At 65.9% G+C, this 23,528-nt stretch carries 21 protein-coding genes and 1 pseudogene; 9 read left to right on the forward strand and 13 right to left on the reverse strand.

What is annotated here, in order from left to right; translation table 11 throughout:
* The 4 genes and pseudogenes from FBR05_09210 to FBR05_09225 form a co-directional block, all read right to left on the reverse strand.
* A pseudogene (locus FBR05_09210) lies at positions 1-134 on the reverse strand (collagen-like protein).
* 767 nt (positions 135-901) lie between these two features.
* A complete protein-coding gene (locus FBR05_09215; GenBank protein MDL1872373.1) occupies positions 902-1,540 on the reverse strand; it encodes a phosphoribosyltransferase in 639 nt (212 codons plus the stop codon).
* Between the two features lie 23 nt (positions 1,541-1,563).
* The gene (locus FBR05_09220; GenBank protein MDL1872374.1) at positions 1,564-2,562 is read right to left on the reverse strand and encodes a hypothetical protein; all 999 of its coding nucleotides are present in this window, start codon (positions 2,560-2,562) and stop codon (positions 1,564-1,566) included.
* A gap of 10 nt (positions 2,563-2,572) precedes the next feature.
* A complete protein-coding gene (locus FBR05_09225) occupies positions 2,573-3,145 on the reverse strand; it encodes a CBS domain-containing protein (GenBank protein MDL1872375.1) in 573 nt (190 codons plus the stop codon).
* Positions 3,146-3,210: 65 nt separating this feature from the next.
* Here FBR05_09225 and glgA point away from each other — a divergent pair, with 65 nt between their 5' ends.
* Positions 3,211-4,704, forward strand: a complete 1,494-nt coding sequence (gene glgA, locus FBR05_09230) for a glycogen synthase GlgA (GenBank protein MDL1872376.1) — start codon at positions 3,211-3,213, stop codon at positions 4,702-4,704.
* Here glgA and FBR05_09235 read toward each other — a convergent pair.
* Positions 4,689-5,402, reverse strand: coding sequence for a L,D-transpeptidase (locus FBR05_09235; GenBank protein MDL1872377.1), 714 nt, complete (start codon positions 5,400-5,402; stop codon positions 4,689-4,691). The two genes, glgA and FBR05_09235, sit on opposite strands and share 16 nt — an antisense overlap.
* Positions 5,402-7,846 (reverse strand): phosphoenolpyruvate synthase, encoded by a 2,445-nt coding sequence (ppsA, locus tag FBR05_09240; protein MDL1872378.1) that lies wholly within the window; start codon positions 7,844-7,846, stop codon positions 5,402-5,404. The genes FBR05_09235 and ppsA overlap by 1 nt, the downstream gene beginning before the upstream one ends.
* A 68-nt stretch (positions 7,847-7,914) precedes the next feature.
* Between ppsA and glgP the strand changes: the two genes are divergently transcribed.
* The 8 genes from glgP to FBR05_09280 all read left to right on the forward strand — a co-directional run bounded on the left by glgP (position 7,915) and on the right by FBR05_09280 (position 17,340).
* Positions 7,915-9,633, forward strand: coding sequence for an alpha-glucan family phosphorylase (gene glgP, locus FBR05_09245; protein MDL1872379.1), 1,719 nt, complete (start codon positions 7,915-7,917; stop codon positions 9,631-9,633).
* Complete coding sequence (malQ, locus tag FBR05_09250) at positions 9,634-11,739, forward strand: 4-alpha-glucanotransferase (protein MDL1872380.1); 2,106 nt, start codon at positions 9,634-9,636, stop codon at positions 11,737-11,739. It begins immediately after the preceding gene.
* A 107-nt stretch (positions 11,740-11,846) separates the two neighbouring features.
* Positions 11,847-12,173, forward strand: a complete 327-nt coding sequence (locus tag FBR05_09255) for a hypothetical protein (protein MDL1872381.1) — start codon at positions 11,847-11,849, stop codon at positions 12,171-12,173.
* A gap of 14 nt (positions 12,174-12,187) precedes the next feature.
* The gene (locus FBR05_09260; protein ID MDL1872382.1) at positions 12,188-12,577 is read left to right on the forward strand and encodes a DUF302 domain-containing protein; all 390 of its coding nucleotides are present in this window, start codon (positions 12,188-12,190) and stop codon (positions 12,575-12,577) included.
* Between the two features lie 23 nt (positions 12,578-12,600).
* Entirely contained in the window at positions 12,601-13,338 is a 738-nt protein-coding gene (locus FBR05_09265; GenBank protein ID MDL1872383.1) for a hypothetical protein, read from the forward strand.
* Positions 13,339-13,404: 66 nt separating this feature from the next.
* Positions 13,405-15,342: a 1,4-alpha-glucan branching protein GlgB gene (gene glgB / locus FBR05_09270; protein ID MDL1872384.1), complete on the forward strand. Its 1,938-nt coding sequence runs from the start codon at positions 13,405-13,407 to the stop codon at positions 15,340-15,342.
* Between the two features lie 3 nt (positions 15,343-15,345).
* The gene (locus tag FBR05_09275) at positions 15,346-16,833 is read left to right on the forward strand and encodes a DUF3536 domain-containing protein (protein MDL1872385.1); all 1,488 of its coding nucleotides are present in this window, start codon (positions 15,346-15,348) and stop codon (positions 16,831-16,833) included.
* 84 nt (positions 16,834-16,917) lie between these two features.
* Entirely contained in the window at positions 16,918-17,340 is a 423-nt protein-coding gene (locus FBR05_09280) for a CBS domain-containing protein (protein MDL1872386.1), read from the forward strand.
* A 4-nt stretch (positions 17,341-17,344) separates the two neighbouring features.
* Here the strand turns inward: FBR05_09280 and FBR05_09285 are convergent, their stop codons facing one another.
* The 7 genes from FBR05_09285 to FBR05_09315 form a co-directional block, all read right to left on the reverse strand.
* Positions 17,345-18,553 (reverse strand): glutaredoxin family protein, encoded by a 1,209-nt coding sequence (locus FBR05_09285; GenBank protein MDL1872387.1) that lies wholly within the window; start codon positions 18,551-18,553, stop codon positions 17,345-17,347.
* Positions 18,554-18,571: 18 nt separating this feature from the next.
* Entirely contained in the window at positions 18,572-19,216 is a 645-nt protein-coding gene (locus tag FBR05_09290; protein ID MDL1872388.1) for an alpha/beta hydrolase, read from the reverse strand.
* On the reverse strand, positions 19,213-19,458 hold the full coding sequence (locus FBR05_09295; GenBank protein MDL1872389.1) for an acyl carrier protein: 246 nt from the start codon (positions 19,456-19,458) through the stop codon (positions 19,213-19,215). The genes FBR05_09290 and FBR05_09295 overlap by 4 nt, the downstream gene beginning before the upstream one ends.
* 7 nt (positions 19,459-19,465) lie before the next feature.
* Positions 19,466-20,650: a 2-oxo acid dehydrogenase subunit E2 gene (locus FBR05_09300; protein MDL1872390.1), complete on the reverse strand. Its 1,185-nt coding sequence runs from the start codon at positions 20,648-20,650 to the stop codon at positions 19,466-19,468.
* Positions 20,643-21,626: an alpha-ketoacid dehydrogenase subunit beta gene (locus tag FBR05_09305; GenBank protein ID MDL1872391.1), complete on the reverse strand. Its 984-nt coding sequence runs from the start codon at positions 21,624-21,626 to the stop codon at positions 20,643-20,645. Before FBR05_09305 ends, FBR05_09300 begins: the two co-directional genes overlap by 8 nt.
* Position 21,627: 1 nt before the next feature.
* A complete protein-coding gene (gene pdhA / locus FBR05_09310; GenBank protein ID MDL1872392.1) occupies positions 21,628-22,623 on the reverse strand; it encodes a pyruvate dehydrogenase (acetyl-transferring) E1 component subunit alpha in 996 nt (331 codons plus the stop codon).
* Positions 22,620-23,528, reverse strand: a 909-nt coding sequence (locus tag FBR05_09315) for an acetate--CoA ligase (protein ID MDL1872393.1), incomplete at its 5' end; no start/stop codon positions are given. The genes pdhA and FBR05_09315, both read right to left, overlap by 4 nt.

The following is a 23,528-nucleotide window of genomic DNA, read 5'->3' on the forward strand; positions in this document are numbered from 1 at the left end:
ATTCCTTGATGCCGGCGGTGTCCATCGCGCGGCCCATCTGCCCGGCGGTCGCCGCGACCACCCCTCGGGCCGCGGCCGTTTCTGCGTCGCTCGCCTCGCGGTGAGGAGTCGCCCGCAGGACCTCGGCCCCCGCCTCGGAGCCGACCTCCACGACGAAATAATGCCGGCCTTCCGCCAAGACCTCGGTCAGGGCGAGGTCGAAGCCCGATTTCAGGGCGGGACCGGCGTCCATCGAGACGCAAAAGCAAGTACCGCCCGCCTGGCCGCAGTTGAGGCCGATCAGAAAGGCAGCCTCACGAAGCCCGCGGTAGGAAGGGTCCTGATAGTGGCCCTCCAAGAAGACGCGGTCCTGGATCTCGATCGCCTTCAGCTCGCAGGCCCGCACCCCGACGAAGGCGTAGCGCCGCCCGCTCGCAGGCTCGGGCCGGATCTCGAAGCCCCCTCCCTCGCGGCTCGCCTGCCAGAGGCGGCGCCGGGCGGGGTGGAGGAATTTTTTCCAGGAATGGGGGCCGACGGCGTAGCCGAAGAGCGCGGCGTCGTCGCGCCGCTTCAGGCGGTAGCTTCCGCCCTCCTGCGCGTCGGTCCAACCGACGGGAAGGTCCGCGGTGCCGCGGATCGAGTCGTAGACGATAGCCCCCTCCCGCACCGTGGGGCCGACCACCTCGTAGCCACGTTCCACCAGGTCTTGGAACATGCTGTCGATCCCGGGCCGTTCAACGACAAAAGCCATGCGAAATTTTAACACCCGTGGTATTTATGTCATGCATTTTCAGGAGTCGCCCATGCCCATCCCTCTGGCCCATCTCGGCAGCCTTCCCCATCTTCACCCGCATGCCGAAACCTGGATCGTCGCGGAGCTCCTGCCGCCCCTGATCGGCGTGGCCGCCCTGGGCGGACTGCTCTACGCGCTCTGGCGCCTACGCCGCAGCAAGGCGACAACCTCCTCGTCCGAGACCTGGGAAAAATCCTCGAAGAACTCCCCGACCGCGTGAAAATACGGCGGGACCTCGAGGCAGACGATCTCGTCCGCATAGGCCTCGAGGCGCCGCAGGGTATCCGCCGGGGCCACCGCCGTCGCGGCCACCAGCCGCTCGGGCCCCTTGACCCGGAGGGCCTGCAGGGCTGCGATCATCGTCGAGCCGGTGGCGATGCCGTCGTCGACGACGATCACCACCCGGCCCTTGGGATCGACCGGCGGTCGGGCCGGCGTGTAGAGAGCCCGCCGCTCCCGCAGGGTGCGCATTTGAAACTGTTTTTCCCGTTCCAAATAGGCGTCGTCGAGGTCCAGGGCCTGGGCGTAGGGGTGCAGGTAATAATGGCCACTCTCGTCGATGGCCCCCACCGCGAGTTCCGGCTGGTCGGGGGCACGCAGCTTGCGCACTAAGACGACATCCGCCTCGCCGCCCAAGAACTCGGCGATTCGCGCGGCCATCGGGACGGCCCCGCGCGGAATGGCCAAGATTAGCGGGTTTTTCCCGCGGTATTTCTCCAAGGCCTTGGCGAGTTGCTCCGCGGCTTGCTCTCGATCTCGAAACGGCAAGGGATGCTCCTTTCTGGATCTTGTTATCCTGCCCCGCCCGAGACCTTCAGCGGCGTCCCGCGGGCGGGCAGGCCGACCACGCGGCCGGCGTATTTCGAATGGATGTCGACATCCCAATCCTCCCCGCTCTGCACCAGGCAGCGACGGATGCGATCCGGCGTCCCCAGGTCGCTCCAGCCGCAGGGCGGGACCGCCAGGACCCCCAGGTGGTTGGCCGCCCGCTCCAGCAGGTGCCGGGAGAAGTCGTAGGTCGGCAGGTTCCGGTAGGTCTCCGCGAGCCGCGCGGGGTCCCAGTCCTCCGCGGATTCGATGAGCCGCGGAAGGAAAGGCACCAGCAGGTCCGGGAGGATCTCGCGATAGAGGAACAACAAGGTCTTCCCGGAGGCGGCGAACATGAAACTGTTCCACAGCCCGCCCTCGCGCAGCAATCGCCGTGCCACGCCGGGCTCCGGCTTCTCCACGAACCGCTCCACGCCGGCAACCAACTCCTTGCCGCGGGATCGCGGGACGATCCAACCGTATTCGGAGTCCGGCACGTCGGGGGTGATGCCCAACAAGACCACCCTTTGGAAGACCTCATGGGCCGCCGGCAGCGCGGCCTGGAAGGCCTGCTCCAGCACTGCCTCGTCGCCGACGAAATGGTCGGAGGGCAGGACGAGGATCTCCGCCTCCGGGTCGCGCCTCAAAATCTCGATCAGCGGAAAGAGGATCCCCGCGGCGGTCCCCCGGTTGGCCGGCTGCTGCAGGACGTTCTCGCGCGGAAAATCCGCCAGCTCGGGCTCCCACCAATGCCGGTGTCCGGCGGCGACCACCGTGACGACGTGCTCCTTGGGGACGTGGCGTTCCGCCCGGTGCAGCGCGTCCCGCAGCATGGAGTGCGGTCGCTGAAAGGAGCAAAATTGTTTAGGAATGGCCACGCCCGCCGCGTCGGTGGTCAGGGTCCTGAGCCGCGTCCCCTCGCCTCCCGCCAGGACGATCGCCCAACGATGATTCTCTGCCACCCTGTGCCCCTCGGTACCCATATCACCCTCCTCAGGCGGCCACCGCGACCAAGCGGTGCTCGCTGATTGATTTTAAGGCGTCCAAAACCTCTTCCAGGCCGATGCCCTTTCGTGCCTTCCCCACCTTCGCCTCCAGGACGATGTCGTTGAGGGAGAGCATGCCTTGCAAATCCCCGGCCTTATCCACGACCGGGAGGCGGCGCACCTTGTGCTCCCGCATGGTTTCCAGCGCGGAGCGAAGGTCGTCGTCCGGGCGGCAGGAAAAGATCTGCCCGCTGATCACCTCACCGACGCCGATCTCGTCGGCCCGGCGATGCCGCGTCGCCACGGCGATGCAGATGTCGCGGTCGGTGATCAGGCCCTTCACTTTCCGGCCGTCCTCGGTCACCGGGATCACCCCGCAGTCCCCCTCCCACATCAAAGTAGCCGCCTCGGCGAGATTGGCCTCGGGCCCGCAGGAGCGGACGTTTCGGCTCATGATTTCCTGGACTTTCATAGCGCCTCCTTTCGTCTTTTTCCTTGCCCGCCGTGATTTCGCCGCAAACTGGTTGCATTTTCCGGAAAAAATAACGTGCCGCCCATGAGATCGGTCAGCGAATCGCATGACTTTTGTCAGAGAAGAAAACGGAATTGATTGATCCCGCCCTTAGGGGTCCGTATGCTTGAAGAATGTCCTTGCCAAAGATAGCGCTCATCGCCTCCGAAATCGAGCCCTTCGCCAAAACGGGGGGCCTGGCCGACATGGTGGGGAGCTTCAGCCACGCCTTGGTCAAGCTGGGGCGCAAGCCCGCCTTGTTTCTCCCCAAATACACCTCCATCCCGAAGCGATTTCTCGGCGAGGTGCGGGGCGAACTTTGCGTCTCGGCCGGCGGCCGGGGCTTCGCGGTGAGGATTTTTTTGGGGAGAAATCCCGCGGGCGCCGAGCTGTATCTCTTCGAGATCCCGGGGTTATTCGATCGCCCCGGCCTCTACGGCGAAAGCTCGGGCGATTTTTCGGATAATTGCCTGCGTTTCACGGTGTTTTGCCGCGCCGCCTTGGAATGGATCCGAGCGCAGGGAAACCCCTATGAAATCCTGCATTGCCACGACTGGCAGACGGCCCTGATCCCGATTTACCTCAAGACCCAATGGGCCGAAGACCCGACCTTCGCCAAGAGCCGCTGCCTCCTCACCCTGCACAACATGGCCTACCAGGGGAATTTTCCCCGCGAAGAGTTTCCAACGCTGGGGCTCGAGGACCGGTATTTTCATCCCGACTGGCTGGAATTCTATCAAAAGTTCAGCCTGCTGAAAGGAGGGATCGTCGCCGCCGACGCCCTCACCACCGTGTCGCCCACCTACGCCCGCGAAATCTTGGAGAGCGAGCTGGGCTTCGGGATGCAAGGGGTCTTGGAGAGACGCGGGGACCGTTTGATGGGCATCCTCAACGGCATCGACGAGGAGGAATGGGACCCGGAGCGAAGCCCGGACCTGCCTTTCCACTACTCGGCCGCGGACCTGCGCGGCAAGGCGGCCTGCAAGGCGGCCCTGCAGCGCGAGCTGGGCCTGCCCGAAGCGCCTGAGACTCCCTTGTTCGGCACCATCAGCCGGCTGGTGGACCAAAAGGGCATCGATCTGCTCTTGGAGGCCTTTGGAAGATCCGCGGAGCTGGACTTTCAATGGGCCCTCTTGGGCCAGGGCGAGGCGCGCTTCGAGACGGGCCTGCGCCGCCTGGCGGAGAAGATGCCGGAGCGCGTGGCCCTGCGGATCGGTTACGACGTCGGGCTCTCCCAGCGCCTCACCGCAGGGGCGGATTTTTTGGCGATGCCCTCGCGCTTCGAACCCTGCGGCTACAACCAGCTCTACGCCCTGCGCTACGGGACCCTGCCGATCGTCCACGGCATCGGCGGCTTGAAGGACAGCGTCCGGGACTTGAGCCGGGACCCCGAGGGCGGGACCGGCTTTGTGCTGGAAAGCCTGGGGGGCGATGCCTTGCGCGAAGGGCTGCGCCGGGCCGCCGAGCTCTTTCAGCGCAAGGAGGCGCTTGAGGCCGCGCGGCGCCGCGCCATGGCCGCGGATTTCACCTGGAAATACTCTGCCCGGCAATACCTCGAGCTCTACGACCGAATGCTGCAAGAGCCCCCTTGGCGGCCCTCGCCTCCGCAGGCTCAACCCTCGCCGTAAGGCAGGACCTTCACCAAGGTTCCCGACTCCACGAATTCCTGGCGCAGCCACTTCGCGTCCTCGGGAAATAGCCGGACGCAGCCGTGGCTGGCGTTGTAGCCGGGCACCTCGTAGGAGCCGTGCAGGGCGTATCCGTCCGAGTAAAACATGCAATAAGGCATCGGCGCGCCGCCGTTCGGAATGGGAAATTTTTTGGATTTGCAGCCGGCGCCGCCCATCCGCTCGATCCGATATTCCCCCGTCCGCGTCCGGCAGGCCTCGCCGGTGTCGGGGCAGTAGTCCTTGCCGCCGGCCGCGGGTCCCCACTTCAGCAGCCTACCCTCCGCGTCGTAGGCGGCCCAGGCGAGGCGGTCCAGGTCGACGCGAATCTCCCGCTCCCCTGTGGCCTCGATCTGGGCGGGAAAGGGGGCGAGGTCCAGAGTATCCTTTTTTTCCAGCTCCTCCGGAACCGCGAGGGTCATGCCCGGTCTCAGGCGGACGTTCATGCGGTTCACGCGCTTGACCAAATCCCGCTGCGCCTCGTCCGACCAGAGGCTCGCCCACTTGTCGCCTTCCAGGACCTCCTGGCAGCGATAGCCCTTCTCCTGGCAAAGGATTTCACCGTAACGGGTCGGTTTGGCCTCGGCCACAGGCGAAATCCAGACGCCCAGGGGCATCGCCAAAAGGAAAAGAAGGAAGCCCCGGCGAGGGATCCGCATCAGTCGCCCCCCAACCAGGCCCCGCCGCTGGCCTCGCGGGCCGCCTCGGCGCCGAGGATCCTCTGCGTGGTCTTGATAACGGTATCGGGGTTGAGCGAGATGCTGTCGATCCCCTCGCCGACCAGGAATTCCGCGAATTCCGGATAGTCGCTGGGCGCCTGGCCGCAGATCCCGATCTTGACGCCTGCGTCCTTCGCGCCGCGGATCGCCATGCGCAGGATCTCCTTCACCGCCTCGTTGCGCTCGTCGAAGAGGCCGGAGACGATCTCGGAGTCGCGGTCTAGACCCAGGGTGAGCTGGGTCAGGTCGTTGGAGCCGATGGAGAAGCCGTCGAAATATTTCGCGAACTCGCGCAGGAGCAGGACGTTGGCGGGGATCTCGCACATGACGTAGACCTCCAAGCCCGACACACCCCGTTTCAAGCCGTTGGCCTCCATCTCCGCCAGGACCTTCCGCGCCTCCTCCACCGTGCGGCAGAAGGGGATCATGACCTTGAGGTTTTTGAGGCCCATGGCCTCGCGCACCCGCTTGAGCGCCGCGCACTCCAGGGCGAAGGCCTCGCGGTAGCGCTCGTGGTAATAGCGCGAGGCGCCGCGGAAGCCGAGCATCGGGTTCTCCTCCTCGGGCTCGAACTCGCGGCCGCCGATCAGGTCGGCGTACTCGTTGGTCTTGAAGTCCGAGGTGCGGACGATGACCTCCTTCGGGTAGAAGGCGGCGGCGATCTTCCCCACCCCCTCGGCGAGCCTCTGCACGAAGTACTCGCCCTTGTCGGCGTAGCCCTCGGTCAGGGCTTCGATCCGCCGCAGGGCCTCCGGATCCCGCAAATGCGGGTAGCGCCGCAGGGCCATCGGGTGGACTTTCACCGCGTCGTTGATGATGAACTCCATCCGCGCCAGGCCCACCCCGTCGTTGGGCAGGAAGGAGTGCTCGAAGGCGCGGTCCGGCTCGCCGACGTTGAGCAGGATCTTGGTCTTGGGCCGCGGCATCTTCTCGAGGGAGATCTCCTCGGTCGCGAAGCGAAGCAGGCCCGGATAGACCTTGCCGATCTCTCCCTCGGCGCAGGACACCGTGATCTCTTGGCCCGCGCCGAGCTTCCCCGTGGCCCCGTCCGCGCCGACGATGGCGGGCAGGCCCAGCTCGCGGCTCACGATGGCCGCGTGGCAGGTGCGACCGCCGCGCTCGGTCACGACGGCCGAGGCCTTTTTCATGAGCGGCACCCAATCGGGATCGGTCATCGGCGCCACCAGGACCTCGCCCTCGCGAAATTCCTCCATCTCACTCACCTCGCGCAGGACCCGCGCCCGGCCCTGGCCGATCTTCGCGCCGACCGCCTTGCCGACGACCAAGGGCTCGGCCTTTTCCAATAGCCGATAGCTCTTCCAAGCCCGTCGCCCCTTGGCCCCGTGGACCGTCTCGGGACGCGCCTGGAGGATGAAGAGCTCGCCGCTCTGACCGTCTTTCGCCCATTCTAGGTCCATGGGACGGTCTTGCCCCGCCTTGGCGCTGTAATGGGCCTCGACCAGGAGGCCCCAGCGCGCCAATTGCAGGATTTCCTCGTCGTCGATGCAGAAACGCCGCCGCTCGGCGGGCGGGACCGGGACGTTGCGGGTTTCCTTACTGCCGCCACGGGCGTTGTAGACCATCCGGATCTCCTTGGAGCCCAGACGCCGCTGTAGGATGGGGCGATAGCCCTCGCGCAGGGTGGGCTTGAAGACCAGAAATTCGTCGGGATCGACAACGCCCTGGACGACGTTCTCGCCTAGGCCGTAGGCGCCGTTGATCAGGACCACGTCGCGGAAGCCGGACTCGGTGTCCAAAGTGAACATCACGCCCGAGCTGCCCAGGTCGGAGCGCACCATCTTCTGCACGCCGACGGAGAGGGCGACCTGCAGGTGGTCGTAGCCCCGCTCGGCCCGGTAGGCGATGGCGCGGTTGGTGAACAAACTGGCGAAGCACTTCTTGCAGGCCTCGAGCAGGGCGGCCTCGCCGCGGATATTCAAAAAGGTCTCCTGCTGGCCGGCGAAGCTCGCCTCGGGGAGGTCCTCGGCGGTGGCGCTGGAGCGCACCGCCACGTCGGGATTTTCGCCGTACTCCTCGCCAAGCCTTCGATAGGCCTCGCGCAACTCGGCGCTCAAAGCCTCGGGCAGAGGGTGTTGCAAGAGGAGCTCGCGAATCTGCCCCCCGCGGCTTGCCAAGGTCCCCACGTCGCGCGGGTCCAGGCCCGAGAGTAGCTCGCGGACGCGAGCCTCCAGGGAGGATTGGGCCAAGAATTCTCGGTAGGCGTCGGCGGTCGTCGCGAAGCCGTCGGGGATCCTCACCCCTTGGGGCCCCAATTCGCGAATCATCTCGCCCAGGGAGGCATTTTTTCCGCCGACCCTGGGAACGTCGGCCAGGCCGATTTCACGGAACCATAAAATTCGCGGTTTTTTCGGGTCTCGCGACATAACGCTCCTCGTCATTTCCGTAATATTAATACTAACCAAATTTTTGGGCAGCCTTTATGATTCTTGTCATGGATGAATCGACCGTCCGGGACCCGCGGAAGCTATTGCCGACCGTCGCCTACTTCTCCATGGAAATCGGCCTGGACTCGGCGATCCATACCTATTCGGGAGGCCTGGGAATCCTTGCGGGCGACACCCTGCGGGCGGGAGCCGACAACGTCATCCCCATGGTCGGGGTGACCCTGCTGTATCGCAAGGGGTATTTCCGCCAAGAGATCAGCGCCGACGGCTATCAGGTCGAGCATCCCGACACGTGGAATCCCGCCGAGCACATGGAGTTTTACGATCACAAGGTGAAAATCCGGCTGGACAACCGCGACGTCTGGATCCAGGCCTGGCGCTACCGTATCCACGGCGTCACCCACGGGATCACGCCCGTCTATTTCCTCGACACCGATCTCCCGGAGAACAGCGACTACGACCGGACCCTGACCGACAGCCTCTACGGCGGAGACAACTATTACCGCCTCTGCCAGGAAGCCGTCCTGGGCCTGGGCGGGATCGCCATGCTGCGGTCCCTAGGCATCCACCGCATCCATCCTTATCACATGAACGAGGGTCACTCCGCGCTCTTGACCCTGGCCCTGCTCGAGGAACACATGGGCGAACGCGGCCTGGCCGCGGCCACCGACAAGGACCGGCACGCGATCCGCCAGGAGTGCGTCTTCACCACGCACACGCCGGTGCCGGCGGGGCACGATCAGTTCGACATGGAAATGACCCGCCGCGTGTTGGGAGCGGAGCGCTGCGCCGCCCTCGAGGCCAGCGGCTGCTGCGTCCAGGGCAACCTCAACATGACCAGCTTGGCCCTCACCTTCTCGCATTACGTCAACGGGGTGGCGATGCGGCACGGCGAGATCTCGCGCGGCATGTTTCCGCACTATCCGATCGACTCGATCACCAACGGCGTGCACGCCGTCATGTGGACGGCGCCACCTTATGCCGAGCTCTACAATAAGCACCTCCCGGGCTGGAAACGGGACAACCTCTACCTGCGCCACGCGCTGAGCATCCCCCTCGCGGAGGTCCGCGAGGCCCACCGCCGCAGCAAGGAAAACCTCCTCCAAGAGGTGCAGAGACGCAGCGGCGCCGCCCTCGACCCCAAGGTCTTCACCATCGGATTCGCTCGCCGCATGACCGGCTACAAGCGACCGGACCTCCTGCTCAGCAATCCCGACCGGCTTCGCCAGATCGCAGCGCACGCCGGGCCCTTCCAGGTGCTCTACGCGGGAAAGGCCCACCCGCGCGACGAATCGGGCAAGGCGCTGATCCACTTCATTCACCAGATGTCGCGCAGCCTGGACCACCAGGTGCGGATCGTCTTCATCCCCGACTACAACATCTCGCTGGCAAAACTCTTGGTCTCGGGAGTGGACCTCTGGCTGAACACGCCGCAGAAGCCCCAGGAGGCCTCGGGAACCAGCGGGATGAAGGCGGCACTCAACGGCGTCCCCAGCCTGAGCGTCCTCGACGGCTGGTGGATCGAGGGCCACCTCGAGGGCGTGACCGGATGGGCGATCGGCGACGGCTGGGACGGGGAGAGCTCGCCCGCGGAGGACATCGAGGCGCTCTATCGCAAATTGGAAACTCAGATCCTGCCGCTCTACTACCAAAGGCCGGAGGAATACGATCGCCTGATGCGCGCGGCGATCGCCCACAACGGCTCCTTCTTCAACACCCAGCGCATGATGCTGCAATACCTGAAAAACGCCTATTATATGTTCTGAATGGGAACCGAGGCCGAACATCCCCTCATCTCCCTCGCCCAGGCCTACGGCTTGGAGACGACCTATGTCGACGCGGAGGGGCGCCACCAAGAGGCCTCCCCCGAGGTCTTGCTGGCCGCGCTGCGGGTCCTCGGCGCTTCCGTCGATGCGTCGGCCGACGCGAAGGAGGCCCTGCGCGCGCGCCGGCTGGAGGAGGCCCGGCGTGCCTTGGAACCCGTGTGCGTCCATTGGCAAGACAAGCCGCTGGAGATCGAGATCACCCTTCCGGAGTCGGAAGGGAACCCTCGTCTCTTGGCCGAACTTCGCGCCGAAGGCGGCGAGCGGCGCCGCTTCGAGCTGGACCCCGAGCGGGCGGCGACGCAAGAGCGCGTGGAGGTCGAGGGTATTTTCTTTCTAAAACGTCGGTGGCGTTTCGAGGCGGCGCCGGAGCCCGGCGTGCATTCGCTCCTACTGGAGGCGCCGGGGCCCGGGCTGAAGGCCACGCTGATCAGCGCCCCGCCCCGCGCCTACGCGCCGCCTATGCCGGAAGGCCGCCGCTGGGGCCTCTTCCTCCCGCTCTACGCCCTGCACCGGGAAGCTGAGGGCGGCGCGGGGGACTTCGGCGACCTGGAGGCCCTGATGGCCTGGACCCGCGCGCAGGGCGGCCACGCCCTCGGCACCCTGCCCTTTCTCTCCAGCTTCTTGGACGAGCCCTGCGATCCCAGCCCTTACTCCCCGGTGAGCCGGCTCTTTTGGAACGAGCTTTATCTGGACCTCGAGAAGATCCCCGAGCTCGCCGCCTGTCCCGAGGCGCGGTCCCTGCTCGGCTCTCCGGAATGGCAGGCCTGGCTGAAGGGGGCGCGGCAGGCCCGGCACGTCGACTACCGAGGACAGATGGCGATGAAACGGCGGGTCCTGGAGCAACTCGCGCGGGCCTTCTTCGCCAACCCAAGCGCGCGCCGCTCGGACTTCGAAGCCTTTCGGAAAGACCACCCCCAGGCCGAGGACTACGCCCGCTTCCGAGCGACGGAGGAGAGACAGGGGACGACCTGGCCCCAATGGCCGGAGCGACTCCGCTCCGGGACCCTCGAGCCCGGCGACTTCGCGGAGGAGGCGCGGCGCTACCACCTCTATGTCCAGTGGCAGGCCGAGGTGCAGGTCGCCGCCCTCGCGCAAACTGCGCGGGACCTGGACTTAAGGCTGTACCTGGACCTCCCCTTGGGCATCCACCCACAAGGCTACGACGCCTGGCGCGAGCGGGGCCTCTTCGCTGCGGGCGTCTCGGTCGGAGCGCCGCCGGACGCGTTCTTCTCGCGCGGCCAGGATTGGGGTTTCCCGCCGCCGCTCCCCGAACGCAGCCGCGCCCAGGGCCACGCCTACTTCCGCGCCGCCCTGAGCCGCCCCTTGAGCGCCGCCGGGATGCTGCGCATCGACCACGTGATGGGCCTGCACCGCCTCTTCTGGATCCCGAAAGGCTTCTCGCCGCGGGAAGGATGCTACCTGCGCTATCCGGCGGAGGAGCTCTATGCCCTGCTCTGCCTCGAATCCCACCGGGCCCGCTGCCTCTTGGTCGGCGAGGACCTGGGCACGGTACCGCCGCAGCTGCGTCCCGCGATGGCCCGGCGCGGCCTCCTGCGCTGCCACGTCGCGTCCTTCGAGCTACGCCCGGACGGCCAAGCGCCGTTCGGTGCGGCTCCGCCCGACAGCGTCGCGAGTCTGAACACCCACGACATGCCAACCTTCGCTGGTTTTTGGGAGGGGCGCGACCTGGAGGACCGCCACGCCTTGGGCCTGATGGACGAGGTCGCCTGGGCCCAGGAGACGAGGCGACGCCGCGAACTGCGAAATGCCTTGGAGACCTATTTCGGGTCGGGCGAGGCGGAACGCGATTCCTCCCATCTCCAGGCCCTGCTTCATGGCTGCCTGCGCCACCTGGCCGCGAGTGAGGCCGCCTGGCTCCTGATCAATTTGGAAGACCTATGGGGGGAACCCAAGCCGCAAAACGTACCGGGCACCTCCTGGGAGCGGCCCAACTGGCTCCGAAAGGCTGTTTATTCTCTAGAAAAATTCGAGACTTTGCCTCAAGTCCTTGAGGTACTACGAGAGGTTCGTCGACTCCGCCCTTGAGGCCTGGCGGATCCGAGACGCCCTCTTGCCGGTCTCCTGACGAATCTCATGTAATAATCCGCGAAAGGGCGTAAATTTCTTTCTTCCCATTGGAAAGGAGGCCCCTGATGAAGAAACGTTCGCAAAAACGCAAGCCCGGCGCCGCGAAGGCCAAGCTCAAGAAACAATGGCAGGCGCACTGGAAGGAAATCTCCAAAAAGTTCGACGAGGCGAAGCGCGAGGGCAGCCGGCTCTTTTCCTTGAGCAAACGCCAATACGAAAAGTCCCTGCGCGACCTGGAACGACAGCGAAAAAAGCTGCAGGGCGACCTGCGCCGCCTGGCCGGCCGCAGCGACCTGGCCTGGAGCGATGTCAAGAAGGGCTTCAAGGCCGCGGCGAAAGACGTCGATCGCGCGGTCAAAAAGGCCGTCTCGGACTTCAAAAGGCTGAGTTAACCCCGAGGCACTTCATGTCCTATTATTTCGCAACCCAATTACGGGTCGGCATGGAAGAAGCCGAGCGCCGCCTGACCGAGCAATTGCAGGCGGAGGGCTTCGGGATCCTGACCTCGATCGATGTCCAAGCCACCTTGAAAAAGAAGCTGAACGCCGATTTCCGCCCCTACAAGATCCTCGGGGCCTGCAATCCGCCCCTCGCCTACGAGGCGCTGCAGGCGGAGGACAAGATCGGCACCATGCTGCCCTGCAACATCATCCTGCAGGAAATCGAGCCGGGCTTGGTCGAGGTCGCCGCGGTGGACCCCGTGGCCTCGATGCGAGCCGTGGAAAACCCCGGACTGGAGGCCTTGGCCCAGCGGGTGCGGGACAAATTGCGCAAGGTCGTCGCGAGCCTGTCTTGAATTCCGCCGAGTCAAAAACCCATTTGGCCGAGGAGCACCTCCCCGAGGCGATCCGGCGGCGGCTCGCCCGGAAGGGCGGTGTCGGTTATTTGGGCGACGCGGTGTTGGGCGCGATCGACGGTTGCGTCACCACCTTCGCGGTCGTTACCGGGGTGCTGGGCGGCGGGCTCCCTTCCCAGGTGGCCCTGATTTTGGGATTCGCCAATTTGGCGGCCGACGGGTTCAGCATGGCGGTGAGCAATTTCGAGCGGGCTCGCAGCAACCGCGAATGGGTCGACAAGGCGCGGCGTCGCGAGGAAGAGCACCTCGAGCGCATCCCGGAGGGCGAACAGGAGGAGATCCGCCAAATCTACGCCCGCAAAGGCCTGCGCGAGCCCGCCCTCGGCCAAGTGGTGGCCGCCGTGACCCAAGATCGCAAACTCTGGATCGACACCATGATCGCGGAGGAATACGGCCTGCCCCTGGAAAGCCCCGTCCCTTGGATCTCCGCGACGACGACCTTTTTGGCCTTCCTGCTGGTCGGGGCGATCCCCCTGCTGCCCTTTCTCTTCCAAGCGGCCCCGCTGGAGCGGCATTTCGCCTGGAGCGCGACTCTGACCTTGAGCGCCTTCTTCGCGGTGGGCGTCCTCAAGGGCCGGATCTTGGGAAAAAATCCGTTGGCCGCGGGCTTGCAGACGGCCCTCTTGGGCGGGGCGGCGGCCTCCTTGTCCTTTGCCATCGGTTACGGGCTGCGGGCCTTGGTCCATGCGCCGCCTCCCTGAAACCGATAAATCCGTCGACTCCCGGGGCCCGCTGCGGGACAATGGGACGAATTCGCCGAGGGATCTATGCCCGGAAAACATCCGCCTGCGCTGCACGTCTTGAAGCCCGCTTCGTCGCGGGCGGAGCCTGTTTTTTTCGGCGAGCAGGACCTTTACCTGTTCAACGAGGGCAACCACGCGCGCCTCTACGAAAAAATGGGCTCCCAGACCGTCGTGGAAAACGGAACCGCGGGGACGCGCTTCTCGGTCTGGGCGCCCGACGCCGAGTCGGTGGCGGTGACCGGCGACTTCAATCGCTGGGACCCGAAGGCGAATCCCCTGCACCCGATCGGCCGCTCCGGGATCTGGAGCGGCTTCGTCGCAGGGATCGGGCCCGGCGCCCTCTACAAGTATCGCCTGCGCTCCCGCCACCATCGGCGGATCTTGGAGAAGGCGGACCCCTTCGCCTTCGCCGCGGAGTGCCCGCCCCGCTCCGCCTCGCAGGTCTGGGACTTGAGCTACCGTTGGGAAGACGAGGCCTGGATGCGCGGCCGCGGCGCTCGGCAATCGTTGCAGGCGCCCATTTCCGTCTACGAGCTGCACCTCGGCTCTTGGCGAAGGGACGCCTCGGGCCCGCTTAGCTACCGCCGGCTCGCCGAAGAGCTCGTCGCCTATGTCCGCGACCTGGGTTTCACCCACGTGGAATTCCTGCCGGTGATGGAACACCCCTTCACCGGCTCCTGGGGCTACCAGGTCACCGGCTATTTCGCGGCGACCCGACGCTACGGCGACCCGCAGGACCTGATGTTCCTGATCGACCGCCTCCACCAAAACGGCGTCGGCGTGATCCTCGACTGGGTCCCCTCCCACTTCCCCGGCGACGCCCACGGCCTCGCCAATTTCGACGGCAGCGCCCTCTACGAGCACGCCGACCCGCGCCAGGGCCTGCACCCGGACTGGGACAGCCAGATCTTCAACTACGGCCGCAACGAGGTGCGCAGCTTCCTGCTGAGCGGCGCGCACTTCTGGCTGGACCGCTACCACGCGGACGCGCTGCGGGTGGACGCGGTGGCCTCCATGCTCTACCTCGACTATTCGCGGCAGGAGGGCGAGTGGATCCCCAACCGCTACGGCGGCCGCGAAAACCTCGAGGCGATTGACTTCCTGCGCCGCCTCAACGAGACGGTCTACGCCCATTACCCCGACGTCCAGATGATCGCGGAGGAATCCACCGATTGGCCGATGGTCTCGCGCCCGACCGCAGTCGGCGGCCTGGGCTTCGGGATGAAGTGGGACATGGGCTGGATGCACGACAGCCTCCGCTACTTTCGGCAGGATCCGGTGCATCGGAAATACCACCACCAGGACCTGACCTTCCGGATGCTCTACGCCTTCCACGAGAACTTCATGCTGCCCCTCTCCCACGACGAGGTCGTTCACGGAAAGGGCTCGCTCTTGGCGAAGATGCCCGGCGACGACTGGCAAAAATTCGCGAACCTGCGGCTGCTCCTCGGCTGGATGTACGCGCAGCCCGGAAAGAAGCTCCTGTTCATGGGCGGGGAATTCGGCCAATGGCGGGAATGGGACCACGACAGATCCCTGGACTGGCACCTCCTCCAATACCCGCCCCACCAGGGACTGCAGCGCTGGGTGAGGGACTTGAACGGCCTCTACCGCCGCGAGGCAGCCTGTCACGGTTGGGACTGCGACGGGCGCGGCTTCGAATGGGTGGATTGCCACGACGCCGACCAAAGCGTGGTCAGCCTGATCCGCCGGGCGCCCGGCGCGGTGCCGATTCTCGCGGTCGCCAACTTCACGCCGGTCCCGCGCCTAAAATACCGCGTCGGCGTCCCGCAGGGCGGCGCCTGGCTGGAGCTGCTCAACGGCGACGCGCGGGAATACGGCGGCAGCGGGTTGGGGAATCTCGGCCGGGTGCTCGCGAGCCCACAGCCCGCGCAGGGTCGCCCCGCCTCGCTCGAGCTGACGCTGCCGCCGCTCGCGGCGGTGTTTTTCAGACCGGAGTAGCCCTTGGAGCGATACCTCTGCATCCACGGCCATTTCTACCAGCCGCCCCGCGAGAATCCCTGGACCGGCGAGGTCGAGGTTGAGCCGTCGGCGAGCCCCTATCACGACTGGAACCAAAGAATTACCGCGGAGTGCTACGAGCCCAACCTGGGGGCGCGCATCCTGGATCGCGAGGGCCGGATGGTGAAGCGCCTAAACAACTACAGCCGGATGAGCTTCAACTTCGGTCCCACCCTCCTCGCCTGGATGGAACGCGAGGCCCCGCAGGTCTACCGCGGCATCCTCGACTCGGACCGGGAGAGCGCGAAGCGTTTCTCCGGGCACGGCTCCGCCCTCGCCCAGGCCTACAACCACCTTATCCTCCCGCTGGCCGCGCGCCGCGACAAGGAGACGCAGGTGATCTGGGGGCTCAAGGACTTCGCGCACCGCTTCGGGCGCAAGGCGGAAGGAATGTGGCTGCCGGAGACCGCGGTGGACCTCGAGACCCTCGAGATCCTGGCCGCGCAGGGCCTGCGCTTCACGATCCTGGCCCCGCACCAGGCGCGGCGCTGGCGGGAGGACGGCGCCTCCTCCTGGCAAGAGGTGCCTCCGGGGGGCGTCGATCCCTTGAGGCCCTACCGGATTTCCCTTCCTTCCGGGAAAGACCTAAGCGTCTTCTTCTACGAGGGGCCCCTCTCCCAGGCCATCGCCTTCCAGCGGCTGCTCAGCGACGGCGAGGCCTTTTTCAACCGCCTCCTGGGCCGCTTCAGCGGCCGGCCCACGGGCCCCGAGTTCCTCGCCATCGCCACCGACGGCGAGACCTACGGCCACCACCACAAATTCGGGGACATGGGCTTGGCCTACGTCCTGGACGCCGCCGCGGCGCGCGGCGCGCTCCGCCTGACCAACTTCGGCGAATACCTGGATCTCTTTCCCCCGCTGGCTGAGGTAGAGATCTTGGAAAACAGCTCCTGGAGCTGCCCCCACGGCGTCGAGCGCTGGCGCGGGGATTGCGGTTGCAACGTCGGGGGCATTCCCGGTTGGAGGCAGGCCTGGCGGGCGCCGCTACGTTCGGCTTTGGACGCCCTGCGGGATACCTGGGCCGCGTTTTTCCAAGCCGAGGCCGAGAATTGGCTGCGAGACCCCTGGGCGGCGCGCAACGATTACCTGGAAATCCTCCTCGACCCCTCTCCGGCCCGCCGCGAGGAATTTTTCCGCGGCTACGCATGGAGCCCCCTCGACGAGGCCAAACAGGCGCGCGTCGAGGCGCTCTTGGAGCTGCAGCGCCACGCAATGTTGATGTTCACCAGCTGCGGCTGGTTCTTCGACGACCCCTCGGGCCTGGAGACCCTCCAGGTGCTTCGCTACGCCCGGCGGGGACTGGAGCTGGCCCGCGGGCTGGGGGCCCGGGACCTTGAGGTGGAATTCCTCCGCACCCTGTCCGCCGGCCGCAGCAACTTCCCGGAACGGGGGAGCCTGGCGGACATCTACCTCCAATCCGCCCTGCCTTGACTGATCTTGGTCATGTCCTTCCGAGGATAATTCCCCCATGATGAGGACAAGACGGCGCCCCACCCGCGCCGGAGGAGGCAAATCATGGGCAAACTCAAGGTCATGGATCTGATGACCGAAAACGTCTTCAGCGTGAACGCCGACGAAGACCTGGCGCGCCTGAGCGACCTGATGGAAGACATCCATGTCCGGCATATGCCGGTCAAGGACAAGGAAGGCCGCCTGGTGGGCTTGGTCTCGCAGCGCGACCTGCTGCGCTCGGCACTTTTTACCGCAAAGGACCTCCCCCTCACCGAACAGCGCGAGCTGCTCCAGCGCATGACCGTCGGCGAGATCATGACCGCCGATCCCGAAACCGCGGAAATGGACGACGACATCGAAGAGGCCGGGCGGGTCATGCTCGACAACAAGCTCGGCTGCCTGCCGGTGGTCGAGGGCGGGAAGCTGGTCGGCATCCTGACCGAGGCGGATTTCGTCAAGTTCGTGGTGGAAGGCGGCATGGACTAATTCCTTAACGCAGAACTTGCGGATAGAAGGCCAAAAGGATCCCCAGCGCGAGCAGGAGGCTTCCACCGACCAATCTTCCCCACCGGGCGTAGCGAAGACCCACGGAGGATTGCACCGCCAAGGCCGCCAGGGTAAAAATGACCAGGTCGTCCAACATGAAGAAAAAGACGTAAATCAGGACGTAGGCGTAGTGACGCCAGGTCTCCAGCGGCGTGATCGCCAACAGATGCGTAAAAATGGCGGGGATCCCGGCCGAGCAGAGGAATTCGATCGCATTGACCGAAAAGGCCAGGAGCAGCATGGCGCCGATCCCCGCGAGGCCCACCGGAGAAAGGACAATCTCGGAAATTTTGCCAAGGGTTTTCTTACGTTTCTCCGCATCCCCCACCGAGCAGGCGAGCGGCGCGGCCGTGAAAAAGGCCCGCAGCTGAAAAATGCCGATCCCCAAGGCGAAGAGTCCGATCAGCAGCGAAACGGGACGTATATAGCTGATCCACAGAAAGGCGTTAAGCCAGGCTGTCATAAACAAAAAATACAAGACCCCGGAGGCGAGGACGAAAGTCCCGACTAGCCACCAGATCTTGCCTCGATCTTGCAGCGTCAGGATCAGGGAGATCAGGTAAACTAGGACCCACATCGCGCAGGGGTTGAAACCGTCCACCAAGCCGAGCAGGACCGCCAAGACGGGCAAAGAATAGGCGCGAATATCGAACTCCCCGAGCAGAGCGAGCCGGACCGTGCCGGCCGCGGCCGAAACCGCCCTTTCCGAAGCAGCCTCCGAAGCCGAGAGGCTAAGGAATTCCCGCAATCCCGCCTCGAGGCGCGCCCCGCTCGTCTCCGGGCCGACAAAGCCGATGAAGTAGCGATCGCCAAAGAAGGTGGCCGGGATTCCCAACTCCCCGGTGGGGATCCGATAGCGACGGGCGAACTCCCGGAACCGCGCCGCCTCCTCCGCTTTGGAGACATCGTGCCTAATCCAGGACAGGTCCGGATATTTCCTTTGCAATATTTCGTTGAAGCCCCGCTGCACTTCACAATGAGGGCATTGGGGATGGAAGAAATAATGGACCTCGCCCCCGCCCCCGATTTCTTCAGGTCCGTGGACTCCGTCTCGAAACCACAATACCCCGTAAAGCAGGGCCAAGGCAAGGAACAGGTAGCGCCGGAAGGGGTCGCCGAAAAATTCCGATAGCTCGCGCCGAATTCGCCCCATCCCGGCTCCCTCGCAGAATTAGTTCAAGTATTTTTCAAACCAATTCCGAGCCAAGCTGGCGACCGCTTCCAGTTTGCCCGGCTCCTCGAAGAGGTGCGTGGCTCCGGGGACAATCTCGAGCCTCTTGGTACAGCGCAGGCGCTCGTAGGCCTCTTGGTTCCAGGTGATGACGACGTCGTCGTAGCCGCCCACGATCAAGAGCGTCGGGGCCTGGACGCGATCCAGGACCTCCATCGCGAGGTCCGGCCGGCCGCCCCGCGAGACCAGGGCCCGGATCTGCGGCCCCAGCTCGGCCGCCGCCTGCAGGGCTGCGGCGGCGCCCGTCGAGGCCCCGAAATAGCCGAGGGACAGCCGGGCCGTCTGCGGGCGCTCCTTTAAGTTCAGCGTGGCGGCCACGAGACGTCGCGTCAATAGACCGATATCGAAACGCTTGTCGACGTCGACATCCTCAGGCGGGGTCAGGAGGTCAAACAAGAGGGTGCCGATTCCGGCTTCTTGCAGGACGCGCGCGACCAAGCGGTTCCGCGGGCTGTGCCGGCTGCTCCCACTGCCGTGGGCGAAGAGAACCAGGGAACGGGCCTTCGCGGGAAGAACCAGATCCCCCTCCAAATGACGACCGTCCGCATGGATGCGGAACGGAGCCGCGTACAAGCCTCCCGTCATGGCGCACCTCCCCGCTTTTTTTCCAGATATTGCAGAAGATCGTTTAAGCTACGCAAGCTCGCGTAGTCGGATTCCGGGACGTTAACGCCGAGCGTTTCGTAAATCCGACCGAGGAAATTCAAAAAGTCCATGGAGTCGATATCTACCTGGTCCCGCAACGGCAGATCCAAATCCAGCTTTTCGGGGTCCACCTCGGGGGCGACCTCTTGCAAGAGGTTCAGGACTTCGTTTTTGAGAACCATATTTCACCTATAGTTTTTCCGGCTCCTGGAGACGCCTTTGGATCGCCTTCAAGAACAGGGCGCCGCGGTGGCCGTCGTTGGCGCGGTGATCCGCGGACAATACGGCGGTGATCGCGCGCCGCGCGACGACCTGCCCTTCCTCCACCAGGGGCGCGTGATAGACCTTGCCGAAGCCCACGATCGCCACCTGGGGCGGGTAGATCAGGCCGAAAACCTTCTCAACCCCCTCCTCGCCCAGGCTGGTCACGGTGATCGTCGGGTCGGTGAGCTCCGAGCCCTTAAGGCCGCCGCTGCGGACCCGTTTCACCAGGCCCTGAGCCTCCGCCATGATTCGGCTTAAGTCCTTTTGGTCCACATCGTGGATCGCCGGCGCCTGTAGGCCTCCCTCGCGCAGCGAGACCGCGACGCCGAGGTGGATTCCCGGGCCCGGTTGGAAGGCTCCGTTCAGATAATAACCGTTGAACTCGGGGATCTCCTGCAGCGCGAGTGCCACCGCCTTCAGCAGCAAGGCGACGTAAAGCAGGCGCTCGTTGGGAGGACGGTCGCGGTTCCGGGCCTCCATCCAGCCGAGGGCCCGTTCCATGGGGATCAGGGTTTCGAGAAAAAAAAGCGGAATCTCGCGATGGGACTTCTCCATGGCCGCCGCGATGGCCCGGCGCATCGCGAGTTGCTTTTCTTGGGCGCCGCTCGCGGGCAGGCCCGCGGCGGGAGTCTGGGCGGCGATGGCGGCCTCGACGTCCTCCAGGACGACGGCGCCCTCCGGGCCGCTGCCGCGGAGCTTGGTGAAATCCAGGCGAAACTCCTCCGCGCGGCGCCGCGCCGCGGGCGAGATCTTAGCGCGCTCCCCGGGAACGGTAGGCGGCAAGGGGCGTGCCGCGACCGCGGGCCGGCTGGCCGCCGCAGGGACCTTCTTGGGCGCTGCCTCCGCGAGCGGAGGCTCCGCCGCCGTCTCGCCTTCCCCGCGCAGGAGGGCCAGGACCGCGCCCACCGGAATGTCCGCGTCGCTCGGCTGGACGAGGATCTTTTCGACCGTTCCGTCCTGCCATACCTCCACGTCCACCGCCGACTTTTGCGTCTCGACCACCGCGATGACGTCGCCCTTCTTCACCCGATCGCCCTCCTTCACCAGCCAGGAGACGAGCTTTCCTTTATCCATGTCGGCGCCGAGCGAGGGCAGCTTGAACTCATGCATCTTTTCCCAAGACCTTTCCGGCGGCCGCCAGGATGTCCTCCACCTGGGGAATGGCCGCCTCTTCCAGGTGACGGGCGTAAGGAATCGGGACCTCCTCGCTGCAGACGCGCTGCACCGGGGCGTCCAGCGAGTAGAAGGCGCCCTCCATGATCCGCGCGCTGACCTCGGCGGCGAGGCTGCCGCTGCGCCAGCCCTCGTCGACGATCACCGCGCGGTGGGTCTTCCGCACGGTGGCCAGGATCGCCGCCTCGTCCAAGGGGCGCAGGCTGCGCAGGTCCAAGACCTCGGCCGCGACGCCCTCCGCGGCGAGGCGCTCGGCGGCCTGCAGGGCCTTGGGCAAGGTGCCGCCGTAGGCGATGAGGCTTAAGTCCTTCCCCTCGCGGCGAACGGCGGCGCGGTCCAAGGGAACAGGCCCTGCGTCCTCGCGGAGCTCGCCCTCCAGATTATAGAGGACGGCGTGCTCGAAGATAATCACCGGATCGGGCTCCTGCAGGGCGCTCCACAGCATGCCGCGCGCGTCCTCCAGGGTCGCGGGGGCGAGGACGCGGATCCCCGGGATGTGGGCGTACCAGCCCTCCAGGCTGTGCGAGTGCTGGGCCGCGAGCTGACGCCCCGCGCCGGTCGCCATGCGGATCACCAGGGGCACGCTGAATTGCCCGCCCGACATGTGCCGAAGCGTCGCGGCGCCGTTGAGGATCTGATCGAGGGCGAGCAGGCTGAAGTTGACCGTCATCACCTCGACGATGGGCCGCATCCCGCCCAGCGCCGCGCCGATCCCGGCGCCGACGAAGGCGGACTCGGAGAGCGGCGTGTCGCGGATCCGCTCGGGCCCGAACTCTTCGAGGAAGCCGCGGCTCACCGCGTAGGTGCCCCCGTATTTCCCGACGTCCTCGCCCATCAAGAAGACCCGCGGGTCCTGCTTCAGGGCCTCGTGCAAGGCGGCGCGGAGGGCCTCGCGGTAGGTGGTGCGGCGCATGTCAGGGGCAGTGGGCATAGACGTCCTGCAATAAATTTTCGACCGGCTCCCAAGTCCCGGCCTCGGCGAAGGCCGTGGCCTCGGCGATCTCGCGCGCCACCTCGCCCTCCAGGGTCGAAAGGCGCGCCTCGTCGAGCCAGCCGCGAGACCGCATCTCCTGGATCAAGGCCGGGAGCGGGTCTTTCCGCTTCCACTCCTCGATCTCCTTCTTGTCGCGATAGAGGTCGGGATCAAACATCGAATGGGGCCGGAAACGATAGGTGCGAAACTCCACGAAGCGCGGCCGCCCCTCCTCCCGCACCGCGCGGATCAGGCGCTCGGCGGCCTCCGCCACCGCCAGGACGTCCATCCCGTCGACCGACTCGGCCTCCATGTCGTAGCTGCGGGCCCTGAGGCAGAGATCGGTCTGGGCGTGGGAGCGCAGGATATGGGTGCCCATGGCGTAGAGGTTGTTCTCGCAGCAGAAGAGCACCGGCAGGGACCAAAGCGAGGCCAGGTTCATCGACTCGTGGAACTCCCCCTCGGCCACGGCCCCCTCGCCGAAAAAGCAGGCGGTGACGTTCGGTCGCCCCTGCATCTTGTCCGCCAAGGCGAGTCCCAGGGCAACGGGCTGGCCGCCGCCCACGATGGCATTGCCGCCGTAGAACCTCCGCGCGGCGTCGTAGAGGTGCATGGAACCGCCGTGCCCCCTGCTGCAGCCCTCCTGCTTGCCGAACATCTCCGCCATGATCGCGCCGGCGGGAATGCCCCGGGCCAGGGCGTGGCCGTGCTCGCGGTAGGTCGCGACGAGGGCGTCCTCGGGGCGCAAATAGGGAATGAGCCCCGCGGCCACGGCCTCCTCGCCAATGTAGAGATGGAGAAATCCGCGGATCTTGGTCTCGCCGTAGAGCTCGGCGGCCTTCTCTTCGAAGCGGCGGATGCGCAGCATCTGGCGCAGGAGCTCGAAGACCCTTTCCGGTCCGAGCTTGTCGGCGATCGCGGCGGAAACCGGATTCATGCGCCGCCCTCCAAGGTCGAAGTATCGCCCTCGGGAAGACCCAGCTCGCGCGCCTTGAGCAGGCGCCGCAGGATCTTCCCGCTGCGGGTCCGCGGCAGCGCGGGAAGGATGTCGATCTCCTTCGGCGCCACCGCCGCGCCCAGGCGCGTGCGGGCGAAGCCCAAGAGCTCCCGTTTCAAGGCCTCGCCGGCCTCGTAGCCGGGCTTCAGGCTGACGAAGGCCTTGACCACCTCGCCCACCGTGGGATCCGGTTTGCCGATGACGCCGGCCTCGGCAACGGCGGCGTGCTCCAACAGGGCGCTCTCCACCTCGAAGGGCCCGATCAGGTGCCCCGCCGACTTGATCATGTCGTCCGCCCGGCCCACGAACCAATAGTAACCCTCGACGTCGCGCTTGGCCAGGTCCCCGGTCAGGTACCAACCACCGGCGAAGCACTTGCGGTAGCGCGCCTCTTCGTTCAGGTAGCCGCGAAACATCGAAGGCCAGCCCGGCCTTAAGGCCAACTCGCCCGGCTCGCCGTCCGGCAGGACTTCCACCGAGCCGTCCTCGTGGCGCCGCACGATGCCCGCCTCGATGCCGGGCAAGGGGCGGCCCATCGAGCCGGGCTTGATGTCCATCGCGGCGTAGTTGGCGATCATGATGCCGCCGGTCTCGGTCTGCCACCAGTTGTCGTGGATGGGGAGGCCCAGGGCCTCCACGCCCCAGAGCACCGCCTCGGGGTTGAGCGGCTCGCCGACGCTGGCGACGAAACGCAGCCGGCTCAAGTCGCGGCTGCGCGAGAGCTCGCTCCCGCCCTTCATCATCATCCGCACCGCGGTCGGGGCGGTGTACCAGACGTTCACCCGCTGTTCCTCGAGGATCTGGTACCAGCGCTGGGCGTCGAAATCTTGCGCGTCGACGATCAT

This window comes from Deltaproteobacteria bacterium PRO3 (assembly GCA_030263375.1).
Taxonomy (GTDB): domain Bacteria; phylum UBA10199; class UBA10199; order DSSB01; family DSSB01; genus DSSB01.

Bases quoted from the DNA above. Each gene is read 5' to 3' on its own strand.
- ppsA (MDL1872378.1), bottom strand. From the start codon at position 7,846: ATGTCGCGAGACCCGAAAAAACCGCGAATTTTATGGTTCCGTGAAATC.
- glgB (MDL1872384.1), top strand. From the start codon at position 13,405: ATGCCCGGAAAACATCCGCCTGCGCTGCACGTCTTGAAGCCCGCTTCG.
- glgP (MDL1872379.1), top strand. From the start codon at position 7,915: ATGGATGAATCGACCGTCCGGGACCCGCGGAAGCTATTGCCGACCGTC.
- FBR05_09305 (MDL1872391.1), bottom strand. From the start codon at position 21,626: ATGCGCCGCACCACCTACCGCGAGGCCCTCCGCGCCGCCTTGCACGAG.
- FBR05_09285 (MDL1872387.1), bottom strand. From the start codon at position 18,553: ATGGGGCGAATTCGGCGCGAGCTATCGGAATTTTTCGGCGACCCCTTC.
- FBR05_09290 (MDL1872388.1), bottom strand. From the start codon at position 19,216: ATGACGGGAGGCTTGTACGCGGCTCCGTTCCGCATCCATGCGGACGGT.
- FBR05_09300 (MDL1872390.1), bottom strand. From the start codon at position 20,650: ATGCATGAGTTCAAGCTGCCCTCGCTCGGCGCCGACATGGATAAAGGA.
- FBR05_09280 (MDL1872386.1), top strand. From the start codon at position 16,918: ATGGGCAAACTCAAGGTCATGGATCTGATGACCGAAAACGTCTTCAGC.
- FBR05_09260 (MDL1872382.1), top strand. From the start codon at position 12,188: ATGTCCTATTATTTCGCAACCCAATTACGGGTCGGCATGGAAGAAGCC.
- FBR05_09220 (MDL1872374.1), bottom strand. From the start codon at position 2,562: ATGGGTACCGAGGGGCACAGGGTGGCAGAGAATCATCGTTGGGCGATC.
- FBR05_09235 (MDL1872377.1), bottom strand. From the start codon at position 5,402: ATGCGGATCCCTCGCCGGGGCTTCCTTCTTTTCCTTTTGGCGATGCCC.
- FBR05_09225 (MDL1872375.1), bottom strand. From the start codon at position 3,145: ATGCGATTCGCTGACCGATCTCATGGGCGGCACGTTATTTTTTCCGGA.
- FBR05_09295 (MDL1872389.1), bottom strand. From the start codon at position 19,458: ATGGTTCTCAAAAACGAAGTCCTGAACCTCTTGCAAGAGGTCGCCCCC.
- malQ (MDL1872380.1), top strand. From the start codon at position 9,634: ATGGGAACCGAGGCCGAACATCCCCTCATCTCCCTCGCCCAGGCCTAC.
- glgA (MDL1872376.1), top strand. From the start codon at position 3,211: ATGTCCTTGCCAAAGATAGCGCTCATCGCCTCCGAAATCGAGCCCTTC.
- pdhA (MDL1872392.1), bottom strand. From the start codon at position 22,623: ATGAATCCGGTTTCCGCCGCGATCGCCGACAAGCTCGGACCGGAAAGG.
- FBR05_09255 (MDL1872381.1), top strand. From the start codon at position 11,847: ATGAAGAAACGTTCGCAAAAACGCAAGCCCGGCGCCGCGAAGGCCAAG.